The 15,935-nt window shown below is 55.5% G+C and carries 14 protein-coding genes; 11 read left to right on the top strand and 3 right to left on the bottom strand.

Translation table 11 applies throughout. The features are described from left to right. The first annotated feature begins 2 nt into the window (after positions 1-2). The 7 genes from EPE01S_RS06240 (at position 3) to flgL (ending at position 7,165) form a co-directional block, all read left to right on the top strand. The gene (locus EPE01S_RS06240; protein WP_062743744.1) at positions 3-758 is read left to right on the top strand and encodes a flagellar basal body rod protein FlgF; all 756 of its coding nucleotides are present in this window, start codon (positions 3-5) and stop codon (positions 756-758) included. Between the two features lie 15 nt (positions 759-773). Beyond that, the gene (flgG, locus tag EPE01S_RS06235) at positions 774-1,556 is read left to right on the top strand and encodes a flagellar basal-body rod protein FlgG (RefSeq protein ID WP_062743743.1); all 783 of its coding nucleotides are present in this window, start codon (positions 774-776) and stop codon (positions 1,554-1,556) included. Between the two features lie 86 nt (positions 1,557-1,642). Further along, complete coding sequence (locus tag EPE01S_RS06230; protein WP_062743742.1) at positions 1,643-2,344, top strand: flagellar basal body L-ring protein FlgH; 702 nt, start codon at positions 1,643-1,645, stop codon at positions 2,342-2,344. A gap of 9 nt (positions 2,345-2,353) precedes the next feature. Continuing rightward, a complete protein-coding gene (locus EPE01S_RS06225) occupies positions 2,354-3,460 on the top strand; it encodes a flagellar basal body P-ring protein FlgI (RefSeq protein ID WP_062743741.1) in 1,107 nt (368 codons plus the stop codon). Continuing rightward, complete coding sequence (flgJ, locus tag EPE01S_RS06220; protein WP_062743740.1) at positions 3,460-4,401, top strand: flagellar assembly peptidoglycan hydrolase FlgJ; 942 nt, start codon at positions 3,460-3,462, stop codon at positions 4,399-4,401. Before EPE01S_RS06225 ends, flgJ begins: the two co-directional genes overlap by 1 nt. A 130-nt stretch (positions 4,402-4,531) precedes the next feature. Then, positions 4,532-6,175: a flagellar hook-associated protein FlgK gene (gene flgK / locus EPE01S_RS06215; RefSeq protein ID WP_062743739.1), complete on the top strand. Its 1,644-nt coding sequence runs from the start codon at positions 4,532-4,534 to the stop codon at positions 6,173-6,175. 24 nt (positions 6,176-6,199) lie between these two features. Next, positions 6,200-7,165 (top strand): flagellar hook-associated protein FlgL, encoded by a 966-nt coding sequence (gene flgL / locus EPE01S_RS06210; RefSeq protein WP_062743738.1) that lies wholly within the window; start codon positions 6,200-6,202, stop codon positions 7,163-7,165. Between the two features lie 97 nt (positions 7,166-7,262). On the opposite strand, the gene EPE01S_RS06205 is transcribed toward flgL, so the two are convergent. Together EPE01S_RS06205 and rne are read right to left on the bottom strand one after the other, a co-directional pair. Then, positions 7,263-8,012: an NAD-dependent epimerase/dehydratase family protein gene (locus tag EPE01S_RS06205; RefSeq protein ID WP_062743737.1), complete on the bottom strand. Its 750-nt coding sequence runs from the start codon at positions 8,010-8,012 to the stop codon at positions 7,263-7,265. Between the two features lie 145 nt (positions 8,013-8,157). After that, positions 8,158-11,745: a ribonuclease E gene (gene rne / locus EPE01S_RS06200; protein ID WP_062743736.1), complete on the bottom strand. Its 3,588-nt coding sequence runs from the start codon at positions 11,743-11,745 to the stop codon at positions 8,158-8,160. A gap of 689 nt (positions 11,746-12,434) precedes the next feature. On the opposite strand from rne, the gene rluC reads away from it, so the two are divergent. After that, positions 12,435-13,397: a 23S rRNA pseudouridine(955/2504/2580) synthase RluC gene (gene rluC / locus EPE01S_RS06195; RefSeq protein WP_062743735.1), complete on the top strand. Its 963-nt coding sequence runs from the start codon at positions 12,435-12,437 to the stop codon at positions 13,395-13,397. Between the two features lie 41 nt (positions 13,398-13,438). On the opposite strand, the gene EPE01S_RS06190 is transcribed toward rluC, so the two are convergent. Next, positions 13,439-14,026: a Maf family protein gene (locus tag EPE01S_RS06190; RefSeq protein ID WP_084344167.1), complete on the bottom strand. Its 588-nt coding sequence runs from the start codon at positions 14,024-14,026 to the stop codon at positions 13,439-13,441. 142 nt (positions 14,027-14,168) lie between these two features. Here EPE01S_RS06190 and yceD point away from each other — a divergent pair, with 142 nt between their 5' ends. The 3 genes from yceD to plsX are packed head-to-tail and all read left to right on the top strand — an operon-like array spanning position 14,169 to position 15,932. After that, on the top strand, positions 14,169-14,690 hold the full coding sequence (yceD, locus tag EPE01S_RS06185; RefSeq protein ID WP_062743733.1) for a 23S rRNA accumulation protein YceD: 522 nt from the start codon (positions 14,169-14,171) through the stop codon (positions 14,688-14,690). 14 nt (positions 14,691-14,704) lie between these two features. Next, positions 14,705-14,875, top strand: coding sequence for a 50S ribosomal protein L32 (rpmF, locus tag EPE01S_RS06180; RefSeq protein ID WP_003849870.1), 171 nt, complete (start codon positions 14,705-14,707; stop codon positions 14,873-14,875). 22 nt (positions 14,876-14,897) lie between these two features. Then, on the top strand, positions 14,898-15,932 hold the full coding sequence (gene plsX, locus EPE01S_RS06175) for a phosphate acyltransferase PlsX (protein WP_062743732.1): 1,035 nt from the start codon (positions 14,898-14,900) through the stop codon (positions 15,930-15,932). Positions 15,933-15,935 lie beyond the last annotated feature (3 nt).

Raw genomic sequence — 15,935 nt, 5'->3', positions numbered from 1 at the left:
CAATGGATCACGCAATCTATACCGCAATGGGGGCTGCCAGTCAGACCCTCGATCAGCAGGCAGTGACAGCGGCCAACCTGGCCAACGCCGCCACGCCGGGATTCCGGGCGCAGCTTAGTGCGGCGCGTGCAGTTCCGGTTGAGGGGCTGTCACTACCGACCCGTACGCTGGTCACGGCATCGACGCCGGGAGCCGATATGACGCAGGGCGCGCTGGACTATACCGAGCGTGCGCTGGACGTGGCGATGCAGGGTGACGGCTGGCTGGCAGTGCAGACTGCCGACGGCACCGAAGCCTACACCCGCAACGGCAATATGGAAGTCAGCCCGGCCGGACAGCTGACCGTACAGGGCAATGTGGTGATGGGCGATGGCGGGCCGATTGCTGTCCCGCAGGGTGCGGAACTCACCATCGCGGCTGACGGTTCGATTACCGCGCTGAATCCGGGCGATGCACCGAATGCGACAGTCCAGTTGGGCCGCCTCAAACTGGTACAGGCCACCGGCAGTGAGCTGACGCGCGGCGATGACGGCATGTTCCGCGTCTCTGCCAGCGCCGTGGCGCAGCGCGGTGCCACCCTGCCGCTTGACCCGACCATGAAAGTGATGCCGGGCGTGCTGGAAGGCAGTAACGTCAGCACCACACAGACCATGGTCGATATGATTGCCAATGCGCGTCGTTTCGAGATGCAGATGAAAGTGATTTCCAGCGTCGATGAAAACGAACAAAGAGCTAACCAGCTGCTGTCAATGAGCTGACCAGAGGAATAACACATGATCCGTTCTTTATGGATTGCCAAAACCGGCCTTGACGCCCAGCAGACCAATATGGACGTTATTGCCAACAACCTGGCAAACGTCAGCACCAACGGTTTTAAACGTCAGCGCGCGGTGTTCGAAGACCTGATGTACCAGACCCTGCGTCAGCCGGGGGCTCAGTCGTCAGAACAGACAACGCTGCCTTCAGGTTTACAGATTGGTACGGGTGTCCGTCCGGTCGCCACTGAGCGTCTGCATAATCAGGGAAACCTGTCGCAGACCGATTCATCGAAAGATGTTGCCATCAGCGGGCAGGGGTTCTTCTCAGTGCAGATGCCTGATGGCACCACAGCCTATACCCGTGATGGCTCATTCCAGACCGATCAGAATGGCCAGCTGGTCACTAACGGGGGCTTCCCGGTGCAGCCTGCCATCACGATCCCCCCGAATGCGCTGAGCATGACGGTGAGCCGTGACGGTGTGGTGAGCGTCACGCAGCAGGGGCAGACCAACCCGGTACAGGTAGGTCAGCTGACGCTGAGCACCTTTATCAATGACGCCGGTCTGGAAAGTATGGGTGAGAACCTGTACCAGGAAACGCAGGCGTCCGGTGCACCTACGGAAAGTAACCCGGGTAACAACGGCGCGGGTACGCTGTATCAGGGATACGTTGAAACGTCGAACGTTAACGTAGCGGAAGAGCTGGTCAGCATGATCCAGACTCAGCGCGCTTACGAAATTAACAGTAAGGCGGTCAGTACGTCTGACCAGATGCTGGCGAAGCTGACTCAGCTGTAAGTGTAAAACGGCCTGTCTGACCGTTACAGGTGCCGGGCTTGCCCGGCCCGTTAATAAAATATTCTCGTAATGAAAGGTTTATATCCATGGCGCAGCAGATCTCATTGCCTGGACGTTTGTTAGTGGCCACGCTGCTGCTAACGCTTAACGGTTGTGCGTTAGTTCCCCGTAAGCCACTGGTGGAAGGTTCGACAACGGCCCAGCCGATGCCTGCTTCGCCTGCGTTGGTCAACGGCTCTATTTTTCAGGGCGTGATGCCGATGAACTACGGCTATCAGCCGCTGTTTGAGGATCGCCGCCCGCGTAATATTGGCGACACGTTAACCATCACGCTGCAGGAAAATGTCAGCGCGAGTAAGAGTTCTTCAGCCAATGCCGGACGTGATGGCAGCAGCAGCTTTGGGCTGTCTGCCACACCGCGTGCCCTGGTCGGACTGCTGGGCGGCGATAAAGCCACCTTCGCCGGGGAAGGCAAAAATGATTTTTCTGGCAAAGGGGGCGCTTCGGCGAACAACACCTTTACCGGCACCATCACCGTTACCGTTAATCAGGTCCTGCCGAACGGCAACCTGAATGTGGTCGGTGAGAAACAGATTGAGATTAATCAGGGAACTGAATTTATCCGCTTCTCCGGCGTGGTTAACCCCCGCACGATTAGCGCCAGCAACAGCGTTGTTTCCACCCAGGTGGCCGATGCCCGCATTGAATACGTCGGTAACGGCTATATCAATGAAGCGCAGAACATGGGCTGGCTGCAGCGGTTCTTCCTGAACATATCACCGATGTAAGAGGTTTTAATGCGTAATGTACTGATTCGATTTGCCCTGCTGCTGATGGTGGGGTTCAGCACCCTGGCTCAGGCCGATCGTATTCGCGATCTCACGACGGTGGGCGGCGTGCGCGATAACTCCCTTATCGGCTACGGCCTGGTGGTGGGGCTGGATGGCACCGGTGACCAGACGACGCAGACGCCGTTTACCACACAGAGCCTGAGCAACATGCTTTCGCAACTGGGGATCACCGTGCCGACGGGCACCAATATGCAGTTGAAAAACGTGGCGGCGGTGATGGTCACTGCCAAGCTGCCGGCGTTTGGCCGTCAGGGTCAGGTGCTGGACGTCGTGGTGTCTTCCATGGGGAACGCTAAAAGCCTGCGCGGCGGTACGCTGCTGATGACGCCGCTGAAAGGGGTGGATAACCAGGTATATGCGCTGGCACAGGGTAACATTTTGATTGGCGGAGCCAGCGCGGCGGCCGGCGGCAGCAGCGTACAGGTGAACCAGGTTAATGGCGGGCGGATCACCGGCGGTGCCACCATTGAGCGTGAGCTGCCGAATAACTTCGGTACCAGCAACGTGGTCAGCCTCTACCTCAACCAGGAAGACTTCAGCATGGCACAGCGCATCAGCGATGCCATTAACAGCCGGGGCGGTTACGGCATGGCCCAGGCCGTTGACGGCCGCACCGTGCAAATCCGCTCGTCAGCGAACAGCACTTCTCAGGTGCGCCTGCTGGCAGACATTCAGAACATTGACGTCTCGGTACCCATTCAGGATGCCAAAGTTATTATCAACTCACGTACCGGCTCGGTGGTTATGAACCGTGAAGTGATGCTGACACAGTGCGCCATCGCGCAGGGCAGCCTGTCGGTCACCGTGAACCAGACGCAAAACGTCAGCCAGCCGGACACGCCGTTTGGCGGCGGTCAGACGGTGGTGACACCACAGACTCAGATCGATCTGCGTCAGAGCGGTGGGGCGTTACAGACGGTTAATGCCAGCGCCAACCTGAACAGCGTAGTGCGGGCGCTTAACGCGCTGGGCGCAACGCCTATCGACCTGATGTCGATTCTGCAGTCCATGGAAAGCGCAGGCTGTCTGCACGCAAAACTGGAAATTATCTGATGACCGACCATAGCCAGTCTCTGACCAGTGCGGCGTATGACAGCCGCTCGCTAAACAACCTGAAACGCCTGGCGGGCAACGATCCGAAAGCCCATGCGCGGGAAGTGGCCAAACAGGTCGAAGGGATGTTTGTACAGATGATGTTGAAAAGTATGCGCCAGGCGCTGCCTCAGGATGGTCTGATGAGCAGCGAGCAGACGCGGCTTTATACCTCCATGTACGATCAGCAGATTGGCCAGCAGATCGGGGCGAAAGGCCTCGGTCTGGCGGATCTTATTGTTAAACAGATGGAAGGCCAGAAGCCGCTGAATGAAAAAGCGGGTACGGTGCCGATGCCGCTGGATAAGAGCTTTATTAACACGTTACCGCCGATTGCAATGGAGCAGATTGTCCGCAAGGCAGTGCCGCGTTTCTCTTCCCATGAGATGCCGCTGTCGGGCGATAATGGTGACTTTATCGCCATGCTGTCGAAACCGGCGCAGGCAGCGAGTGAGCAAAGCGGTATTCCTCATCACCTGATCCTCGCGCAGGCCGCGCTGGAATCCGGCTGGGGTCAGCGTCAGATCCTCACCCGCGACGGTAAGCCGAGCTATAACGTCTTCGGCATTAAAGCCACGGGCAGCTGGCAGGGCAAGACCACCGATATCATGACCACCGAATTCGAAAACGGTGAGGCGAAGAAGGTGAAGCAGAAATTCCGCGTTTATGACTCCTATTTCGATGCCCTGAATGACTACGTCAAACTGTTGAGTAACAACCCGCGCTACGCCGCAGTGACCACGGCATCTTCGCCTGAGCAGGGCGCACAGGCGTTGCAGGCGGCGGGCTATGCCACCGATCCCAAGTATGCGCAAAAGCTGGTCGGTATGATCCAGCAGTTCAAAAGCATGGGTGAAAAAGTGGTCAAAGCCTATAGCCAGGATATTGGCGATTTGTTTTAAAAATTTGGGGGGAAGGCTCAAGTTTACCCCCATTTAACCGATAACCTGTTCAGGCCGGATGGGGTTGACCCGCCTCCGGCAAACGATTCGTCAATGCTGGCTCGCAGTTGCCGGTTAACAAGGAACCGAAATGGCAAACTTAATTAATACCGCGATGAGCGGGTTAAGCGCCGCATCTGCCGCGCTGAATACCACCAGTAACAACATCACTAACTATGCCGTTACCGGTTATTCACGTCAGACCACCGTGCTGGCTCAGGCGAACAGTACCCTGAGCGGTAACAATTATTACGGCAACGGGGCGAATGTCTCGACAGTCTATCGCGAATACGATCAGTTCATCACCAACCAGCTGCGTGCGGCCAGCGCACAGTCCAGTGCGATCACCACCCAGTACGGTCAGGTTTCCAGTCTTGATGACATCTTTTCCAGCACCACGAATACCCTGTCGACCAATATGCAGGACTTTTTCAGTTCGTTGCAGACGCTGTCCAGTAATGCCAGTGACTCCTCTGCACGCCAGGCCGTGATCGGCAAAGCGCAGGGACTGGTGAATCAGTTCCAGGTGACAGATACCTATTTATCGAATCTCGACAGCAGCGTGAACACCTCGGTGAAGTCAACCGTCGACCAGATTAATAACTACGCCAAACAGATCGCTAACGTCAATCAGCAGATCACCAAGCTGAAGGGCGCCGGTGCTGGCAGTGAGCCGAATAATTTACTGGATCAGCGCGATCAGCTGGTCAGTGAACTGAATAAGCTGGTGGGTGTCAGTGTCAATCAGCAGAACGGCGGCAGCTACAACATCTCCATCGGCAACGGTATCTCGCTGGTGCAGGGTGACACCTACAGCCAGCTGGCGGCAGTGCCGTCCAGCGCCGATCCGGCGCGTACCACACTCGCGACCGTCGATCCGGCTACAGGGCAAAAAACGCAGTTCTCTGAAAAACTGATCACCACCGGTTCACTGGGTGGACTGCTGGCCTTCCGCAGCGATCTTGATGGCGCACGTAATCAGGTTGGCCAGCTGGCGATGGCGCTGGGCAGCAGCTTTAATGCCCAGCATATGCAGGGTAAAGATAGTGACGGCGATGCCGGCGGGGCTTTCTTTAGTCTTGGCACGCCTTCTGTACTGGCTAACACCAACAATACCGGTGGTGCGTCCCTGACGGCCACGTGGAGTGATACGACCAGGGTGCAGGCGTCTGACTACTCTGTCAGCTACGATGGCACGAACTGGACGGCAACCCGTCTGTCGGATAACACCAAGTCGACGGTAACTGTTGATGCAACGGCGAAGACGCTGTCATTTGACGGTCTTTCCGTTGCGTATGACCAGCTGCCCGCCAGTAAAGACAGCTTTACCATCAAGCCTGTTTCCAGTGTAGTCAGTGGCATGAGCGTGCTGGTGACCGAGGAGTCTAAACTGGCTGCGGCCAGTTCGACGGGGGGGGCCAGTAACAATGAGAACGTGCAGAAGCTGCTGGGCCTGCAGACCGCGAACGTCATTAACGGTAAAAGCACCCTGACGCAGGGTTATGCCAGTCTGGTGGCTCAGGTGGGTAATAAGGCCAGTACGCTGGAAACCACCAGTAAAACCCAGACGGCCGTGGTGACGCAGCTGACGAATCAGCAGCAGTCGGTTTCCGGGGTTAACCTCGACGAAGAGTATTCGAACCTTACGCGCTATCAGCAGTACTACATGGCCAACGCCCAGGTATTGCAGACCGCATCTACCATTTTTCAGTCACTGATTGGTGCTGTCAGCTAATTTTTTTGCAGAGGAATTAATACTATGCGACTCAGTACCGGCATGATCTATGACCAGCAGATGCGCGGCATTCAGACTTCGCAGGCGAGCTGGCTGAAAGTGGGTGAACAGCTTGCTACCGGCAACCGCGTTAACCGACCGTCGGATGACCCGGTGGCCGCCGCGCAGGCGGTGGTTGTGTCCCAGGCGCAGGCTGAAACCGCTCAGTACAAGACGGCGCGCGTATTTGCCACGCAGAATCAGTCGACGGAAGATACCACGCTGAAACAGGCCGTTGACGTGATCATCAGTGCGCAGACTACTGTGGTCGCGGCCTCTAACGGTATCTTATCTGACACAGACCGCGCCTCTTATGCGACGCAGTTAGAAGGGATTCGTGCACAGATGCTGAACCTGGCTAACAGCACCGACGGCAATGGCCGCTATGTGTTTGCCGGCTATGAAAGTGATACGCCACCGTTTGTGACGGATGCGAATGGAAACACCACTTATCAGGGCGGGGATACTCCCATTTCCCAGAAGGTGGATGCCAGCCGTACGCTGATCATCAACCACACCGGTGCGCAGATATTCGACTCACTGACCAGCAGTGCGGTGAAAGAGCCTGACGGTACGGCCAGTGAAAGTAATATCTTTGCCATTCTGGATACGGCGATCAAATCGCTGAAGGTCCCGCTGGAAAATGCCGACCAGGCGGCGGTGGATGCCGAGGCCCTCAATATGGGCAAAGCTAACCGCGGTCTGCGAAATGCGCAGGAAAACGTGTCAGCGGTTCGTGCACAGATTGGTACCAATCTTGATGAACTGGGGAAACTGGATGCGAAAGGGGATGACACCACGCTGAGTCTGAAAAATAAGGTCAGCGGACTGATCGGCGCAGATACTACCGAAACCATTTCCAGTTACACCATGCAGCAGGCCGCCCTGCAGGCGTCCTATACCGTGTTCCAGCAGATGTCCAAGCTGTCACTGTTTAGTCTGAATCGATAATCTGACATCAGGAATTTGAACGTGCTTTAACCGGGTACGTTCAGTTTGTCCCGCTGCCGACAGCTCTCTGTTGGCAGCGGGTTTTTTTTGGCCGCCGTTAAAAGAGCGGCTGTTCCGGGACAAATTCGCTGAAAGCATTATCCCGGGGCTGATAGCCCAGCACCTCGCGAGTCTGACTCAGATCAAATCGTTTAAACCGGTTATCTGAAATTCCATAGCCAATAAAGAACGTAATATTTTCTGCCGTTACCGCTGCGGTCAGCAGCCTGACGCCATCTTCCGGACTGAGCCAGGCGCTGTAGTCTCTGGCGTTTTTCAGGTTGGCGGCGCAGCGGGTTTCAAATGCCCCTATCCGCAGTGCCACGCAGCTTATGCCGCGCTGAGTAGCGTAAAAGGAGCAGAGTGCTTCCCCGTAGCATTTCGTCACGCCGTATAAATTGGCCGGAGCCACCGCCATCCCCGGGTGGATCTGCACGTCTTCAGGATACCCTTCGATGGTCTGTGCGCTGCTGGCAAAAATAAAGCGCGGGCAGGGGGTATGCGACACGGCTTTAAGCAGATAAGTCGTAGATAAAATATTGGCGGGCAGCAGGTCTTCGAAAGCCGCACCCGCATCGGGAATGCCGGCCAGATGAATCACCGCATCAAACGTCTCTCCACGCAACAGCTCGGCAGCCACCCCCGGCAGCGAGAGGTCAGCAGGAATAAACCGGTGCGGAGAAGGCACGTCGTAAGCCGGCAGACTAAGGTCGGTCAGCACGAAGCGCCAGCTCTCGTTCATGGCATTGAAAAAGGTGCGCCCGATGCGCCCACTGGCCCCGGTAAGGAGAATATTTTTAACGGTCACGCTGTCAGCCTTTGGGTTGAAAACAGGACAGCCACTCTGCCACAGCCCGGGGGAGGGTGAAACAGACAAAAAGGGATTCAGTGAAGTGAAGGCATAAAAAAAGCCCTGACCAGAGGTCAGGGCCTGATTGACGCATTATCCGGTATTAAGGACGTGTGGCCGGAGCCGTCGCCTGGTGGGTAGCCGCGTGGCCGCCAGCCGATCCCTTACCTTCAAAGTTAAACTCCGGACGCACCCAGTCGCTCTGACGTGGGGCCTCTGGCTGGTAAGCCGGAGCCGGTGCTTTAGTCATCGGTGCAGTAGCATGCAGCTTGAAGTGACTCTGAGCCGGTTGTGCAGCGGGCACGGTTTCAGCCGGAGCCGTTTCAGTGACAACCGGTGCGTTAACGACAGGTTCAGCCGCGACAGGTGCCTCTGCTTCAGCGACAGGTTCATCTCGGGCAGGGACAGGCGCATGCGGTTCCTGAGCAACTACGGGCTCTGCGGTCACTTCTGGTGCATGAAGCACTTCAGCAACCTGCTGCTCAAGCGCGTCGCTGACTTCAACCGGCGCGGCGTGAGCAATCTCTGCTGCCTGTTGCTGAGGTTCAGCCTGCTTGGCTTCTTCAACAATTTCAGCCACGGCATCAACGGCAACGAATGGCGGCTCTGGCTGAACGTCTTCTGCTTCTGCCGGAATCGCTGCGGCTGCGGTCTCTTCTGCAACGGTTTCGTCAGCAGCAGAAATAACAGCCGGCTCTTCGTTGACAGGGGCATCAATGGCGGCCGTCTCTTCTGCGATCACCGGGGTGATTTCGGGCAGATTTTCAGGCTGCGGCTCCGCGTGCTGTACAGGGGCTGCCTGTTCTGCTGCCGGAGCTTCAATTGCAGGCGTTTCTGCAACCGGAGCGACAACTGCAGGTTCATGGCTTTCATCCGTCGCGCTGCTGATGCTGTCTGCGGCTGCTACGGCTGCAGCAGCGTGTGGCGCATCAACGTCAGCGTGGCCGTAAGCAGGTACCAGGGAGTGACCCGGTTCTTCATGCGTTTCGTGATCGCTACCCTGTGCTACCGGATATGTGATCCACACCTTGCCAGACGCCATTTCTGGTGATGAAGCGGCATTAGCCAACGGCATCGGTGACTGTGTTGGATAACGCTCGTCACGGTAACGACGACGACGCTGACCACTTACGCGCAGATGGCGTGGTGACCGGCGTGAACGGCGCGGCATATTATTGCTGTCGCGATCGTCAGTATCGGGGGTTTCTGTCACCGTTTCGCTGGCGCCAGGTTGTTCTGCCGTAACAGTATCTTCCGTGTCAAACGAGCGTGCTGCAGTCTGTTCAGCGGTTTCGATACGGACTTTCTGGTTCAGCTGGCGCGGCTTACGGCGCGGCATAACCTGTACATTATCTTCCTGCTCTTCCAGATTCTCAGCGGTTTCGATCAGCGGCTCAACGATCTTCTCTTCCTGCACAACCGGGCGTTTTTCTTCCTGGTTCTGACCTGGACGACGACGCTGGCGTTCCTGACGCGGTGGACGAGCCTGCGTTGTTTCACTGCGTTCAAATTCGTCAGGCACCATGCGCTCGCTGCGGGCATCAACCTGAGAACCGTTGCGCTTATTACCGTTATTACGACGGTCTTCACGCCCTTCCCGTGATTCGTTATTACGCTCACGCGGTGCGCGCTCAGTACGCTCTGCACTACGGTCGTTGCGTTCACCACTACGGTCGTTACGTTCGCTGTTGCGGTCGTTACGTTCACCATTACGGTCATTGCGCTCGCCGTTGCGGTCGTTACGTTCACCATTACGGTCATTGCGCTCGCCGTTACGGTCATTGCGTTCACCGTTACGATCGTTGCGGTCACCGTTGCGGTCGCGACGATTGTTGTTCTGGCGACGGTTATTACGACGTTCGCCACGCGGCGCAGCTGGAGTTTCAGGTGCTTTTTCTTCCACGACCTGTGGCTGCGGCTGTTCGGCAGGTTTCTCTTCACCAGCAAACAGTTTCTTCAGTCCACTGAAGAAGCGGCTCACCAGACCTGGCTGCTCGGCAGCCGCAGGGGCTTTAACCTGAGGCTGTTCAACTGGCTGGGTGACGGCCACTTCTGCGGATTCTTCCAGGGGTGCTGGAGGAGCATCTGGCATAACGAAGGCGGCAAGGGCAGGTTGCTCAGGACGCTTACGCTCGGCATGCTCTTCTTCAGAAGGCAGTGCCATTTCGGCTTCGTGTAGTTTAGGCAGATGATAACTCAGCGTCTGAGTCTCTTCACCACTGCGAACGCGGAGCACTGAGTAGTGTGGTGTCTGCATGTTATCGTTTGGCACGATAATCGCTTTAACGCCACCCTGACGTTTTTCGATCGCGCTGACGGCTTCACGCTTTTCATTCAGCAGATAAGAAGCGACCTGGACTGGAACGATAGCATGCACTTCTTTGGTATTTTCTTTCAGCGCTTCTTCTTCAATCAGACGCAGAATGGAAAGTGCCAGGGATTCGTTATCACGGATTGTACCGGTACCGCTACAGCGCGGGCAGACGTGATGGCTGGATTCGCCCAGCGATGGGCTGAGACGCTGACGCGACATTTCCAGCAGGCCAAAACGTGAAATATGGCTAATCTGAATACGTGCACGATCCTGACGCACGGCTTCACGCAGACGGTTTTCAACCGCACGCTGATGGCGAACTGGCGTCATATCGATAAAATCGATAACGATCAGGCCACCCAGGTCACGCAGGCGCAGCTGGCGGGCAATTTCGTCAGCGGCTTCAAGGTTGGTGTTAAACGCCGTTTCTTCAATGTCGCCGCCGCGCGTGGCGCGTGCAGAGTTGATGTCAATGGCGGTCAGCGCTTCGGTGGAGTCGATAACAATCGAGCCGCCGGAAGGAAGACGCACTTCGCGCTGGAAGGCAGATTCAATCTGCGACTCGATCTGATAGTGGCTGAACAGCGGAATTTCACCGGTGTACAGTTTGATTTTGCTGCTGAAATCCGGACGGCCCAGCGCGGCAATATGCTGACGAGCCAGCTCCAGCACTTTCGGGTTGTCGATCAGAATTTCGCCGATGTCCTGGCGCAGATAATCACGGAAAGCACGAACGATAACGTTACTTTCCTGATGGATAAGGAAAGGTGCCGGACGGCTTTCCGCCGCCTTTTTAATCGCTTCCCAGTGCTTCATACGGAAGCTGAGATCCCACTGAAGTGCCTCAGCTGATTTACCCACACCCGCGGTGCGAACGATCAGGCCCATACCGTCTGGCAGTTCCAGGGCGGAAAGCGCCTCTTTCAGTTCGGTGCGGTCATCGCCTTCGATTCGGCGCGAAATGCCGCCAGCACGGGGGTTGTTTGGCATCAGAACCAGGTAACTTCCTGCCAGACTGATAAAGGAAGTCAAAGCAGCGCCTTTATTGCCGCGTTCTTCTTTATCGATCTGTACAATGACTTCCTGACCTTCACGCAGGACATCCTTAATGTTCGGACGGCCATGGGCGTTGTAGTTGGCAGGGAAGTATTCGCGGGAAATTTCTTTCAGAGGTAGGAAACCGTGCCGTTCAGCGCCGTAGTCAACAAATGCGGCTTCAAGGCTGGGTTCAATGCGGGTAATCTTGCCTTTATAGATGTTGGCTTTTTTCTGTTCGTGTCCAGGGCTTTCAATATCCAGATCGTACAGACGTTGTCCGTCAACGAGGGCGACACGCAACTCTTCTTGTTGAGTTGCGTTTATCAACATTCTTTTCATCGTAACTTACTCATTATTCTTACATTAGTGACAAAGCTGCGGGCAAAGTAACGCTGGACGTCAGAAACCGATGACCCCGTGTCTCATCGCAAAGCCGTCAACCTCCCGGTTGTCAGCAGCTAAAGGGGCGCAAATACTCGGTAGCCTGTTTTACATATGGAAAAACAGCGCATTTGTGGGGGGAACCGCCAGTAGAATACCAGGTGAACCAATCCCGTTTTATCGTCCAGGCTGCAACCCGCAGCCCGCTAAATGCCTGATTGCACAATACGTCTTACGCCATTGCTGCGTGTATGCGCTATCCTGCAAAATTTCTCACCCTTAATCTTTCGAGCCACAGCCCAGTTGGCTGCTCTTCTTCACCCCTGGAAACGATCTTTGATCGCTCACGGGGATTCTTTCGCTTGCCGCCTCGCTGCAACACGAAATCAATTGGGTGTACGCTATCTATTCCCTTGCATTCACAAGTCTTAGCGCCAAAAGCGGAGATATTATTCCATTGCTAAGGCGGTGATCGCAAGGTGACTTTATCCGAGGTGAGAAGTTTCTCTCAGCTTTTAGAACGTATTGCAGCGCTTTTCAGCATATTGTCTAAAAACCGATCATAACTTCCAACGGTACCGTCTCTGTCAGTTAAGCACAGAAAAAGAAGTGGCGCTATCACAGCGCACTATTTAGAATCGCCAACTATGAAAACCAATACTCCAGCCGTACATTTTGTTGCCATTTCTGCCGATGAGGCAGGACAACGTATCGATAACTTTTTGCGTACCCATCTCAAAGGGGTGCCGAAAAGTATGATTTATCGCATTTTGCGTAAAGGCGAAGTGCGCGTAAATAAAAAACGCATCAAACCTGAATATAAACTGGAAGCCGGGGATGAGCTGCGTATCCCTCCCGTGCGTGTCGCGGAACGTGAAGATGATAATGTTTCACCCAAGCTGGCGAAGGTGGCGGCGCTGGAACATGCCATCATTTATGAAGACGAGCATATTCTGGTGATGAACAAACCTTCCGGCACCGCCGTTCACGGAGGGAGTGGCCTGAGCTTTGGCGTCATCGAAGGATTACGTGCCCTGCGCCCTGATGCCCGCTTCCTGGAGTTGGTACATCGTCTTGACCGTGATACATCCGGCATTCTTCTGGTGGCCAAGAAACGCTCTGCGCTGCGATCGCTGCACGAACAATTGCGTGAAAAGGGTATGCAGAAAGATTACCTCGCGCTGGTTCGCGGACAGTGGCCATCGCATGTTAAGGCGGTACGTGCACCCTTACTGAAAAATATTCTGCAAAGTGGCGAGCGTATCGTCAAAGTGAACAGTGAGGGTAAACCGTCAGAAACGCTGTTTAAGGTGGAAGAACGTTATGCGGTGGCGACGCTGGTAAAAGCCAGTCCGGTGACAGGCCGTACGCATCAGATCCGCGTACATACGCTCCATGCCGGGCATCCTATCGCTTTTGACGATCGCTATGGTGAAGAGGAGTTTAATCAGCAACTGAAAGGTACTGGCCTTAAACGCCTGTTCCTCCATGCCGCTGCGCTGCGTTTCACTCACCCCAGCACCGGGGAAATCATGCGCGTTGAAGCGCCGCTGGATGATGAGCTCCGTCACTGTCTGGCAGTATTACGCAAAACCACGCTCCCGACGTGATGCCATAGGGACGGCGATAGCCGTCCTCATCCATTGCTTCCTTATACTGTCATCAGCGGATTGACGCCTGCAGTTCTCAGCATATCGCACAGGGCGATCAGGGGCAGTCCTACCAGTGTATTGGGATCGCGCCCTGACAGACGGTCGAAGAGCGTGATGCCCAGTCCCTCACTTTTAAAGCTCCCGGCACAGTCCAGCGGCTGCTCCTTGCTTACATAGGCAGCAATCTCACTCTCTGTCAGGGTGCGGAAATCCACGCTGAAGGGCTCACACAGCACCTGCAATGAACCGTCGCGACTATCAAAAAGCGCCAGCCCGGTGTAAAACACCACGCTGTGACCGCTGGCGGCGCGCAACTGCTCCCGGGCACGGGCTTCGGTGTGTGGCTTCCCGCAAATTTTTCCGGCTACCACGCAGACCTGATCGGAACCGATGATCAGGTGGTCAGGATAGCGCTGTGCCAGCGCCTGTGCTTTAGCAGAGGCCAGTCTGACCACTAACTGCGTGGCATCTTCATCTGCCAGCGGGGTTTCATCGACCCCGGGGGCGGCGGTAATAAAGGGCAGTTCCAGCCTGGCTAATAAAGCTTTTCGGTAATCCGACGTAGAGGCTAATACCAGTTGTCGCATTATTTTTTCCATAATAGATAGCGAATCAGTGACAGGCATTTTAAACTATGCGCCGCACTGGATGCGAATCATGGGTGAAAGATGCCGTAATGCGGCCTTTTTCTTTGACTCTATGTCGTTACAAAGTTAATATGCGCGCCCTATGCAAAAGGTAAAATTACCCCTGACTCTCGATGCGGCTCGTACCGCTCAAAAACGCCTGGACTACCAGGGTGTTTACACCCCTGAACAGGTTGAGCGGATTGCTGAGTCGGTAGTGAGTGTGGACAGTGATGTAGAATGTGTCATGTCGTTCGCGATTGACGAACAGCGTCTGGCAGTACTGAAAGGTACGGCCGAAGTCTCTGTGACGCTGTGCTGCCAACGCTGCAATAAGACATTTCCACAGCACGTCCACGTATCGTACTGTTTCAGCCCGGTCGTCACTGACGAACAGGCCGAAGCACTGCCGGAAGCGTACGAGCCGATCAACGTCAACGAGTTTGGCGAAACCGATCTGCTGGCAATGGTAGAGGATGAAATCATTCTCGCCCTGCCTGTCGTTCCGGTGCATGATTCTGAACACTGTGAAGTGTCCGAGGCGGACATGGTCTTTGGCAAGTTGCCTGCAGAGGCAGAAAAGCCAAACCCATTTGCCGTATTAGCCAGTTTAAAGCGTAAGTAATAGGAGTAAGGTCCATGGCCGTACAACAGAATAAACCAACCCGTTCCAAACGTGGCATGCGTCGTTCACACGATGCGCTGACCACAGCAGCACTTTCCGTAGATAAAGTTTCTGGCGAAACGCATCTGCGTCACCACATCACTGCGGATGGTTACTACCGCGGTCGCAAGGTCATCGTTAAGTAATTCCGCGGTTCGCGGCGCTACTTTGACACGGTTGACCCTGGCGATAGATGCCATGGGCGGGGATTTCGGTCCCTGCGTGACAGTGCCTGCATCACTGCAGGCACTGGAATCTAATCCGCATCTGCATCTCCTTCTGGTCGGCGATCCCGACACCATCACGTCATTACTCGCCAAAGCTGATTCAACCCTCCGGGCGCGTCTGCAGATTATTGCTGCCGAATCGGTTATTGCCAGTGATGCCAGGCCCTCACAGGCCATTCGCGCCAGTCGCGGAACCTCCATGCGAATTGCGCTGGAGCAGGTGAAAGAAGGGCAGGCACAGGCGTGCATCAGCGCAGGCAATACCGGCGCGCTGATGGGGCTGGCTAAATTATTATTAAAACCGCTGGACGGCATCGATCGCCCGGCGTTAATGACCGTGTTGCCTCATCAGCAGCAGGGGAGAACGGTGGTTCTGGATTTAGGGGCTAACGTCGATTCAGACAGTGCCATGCTGGTGCAGTTTGCCGTTATGGGCGCCGTTATGGCTGAAGAAGTTTTAGCCATTGAGCGGCCCAGAGTGGCATTGCTGAATATTGGTCAGGAAGAGACTAAAGGGTTAAGTTCGATCCGTGATGCCGCGGCTATCCTGCGCGCAACGCCAGAACTTAACTATATTGGATACCTTGAAGGCAACGATCTTCTTACCGGTAAGACAGACGTGCTGGTTTGCGATGGTTTTGTCGGCAACGTCACGCTGAAAACGATGGAAGGCGTGGTAAGAATGTTTCTTTCGCTGTTGAAATCACAGGGCGAAGGTAAAAAGAAGGCCTGGTGGTTGAGGTTACTGGGGCGCTGGATCCAGAAGCGCCTGACAAAGAAATTCGGCCACCTTAACCCCGACCAGTACAATGGCGCCTGTCTGTTAGGATTGCGCGGCACCGTGATTAAGAGCCACGGTGCGGCAAATCAACGCGCATTTACCGTGGCGATCCAACAGGCAGAGCAGGCGGTGCGGCGGCAAGTTCCCGAGCGGATTGCTGCCCGCCTTCAAGCTGTATTACCTAAGAGTGACTGAGCG

It is taken from the genome of Erwinia persicina NBRC 102418, assembly GCF_001571305.1.
Taxonomy (GTDB): Bacteria; Pseudomonadota; Gammaproteobacteria; order Enterobacterales; family Enterobacteriaceae; genus Erwinia; species Erwinia persicina.
The sequence above is the reverse complement of the archived record's forward strand: the minus strand, read 5'-3'. Positions and strand labels throughout refer to the sequence as shown.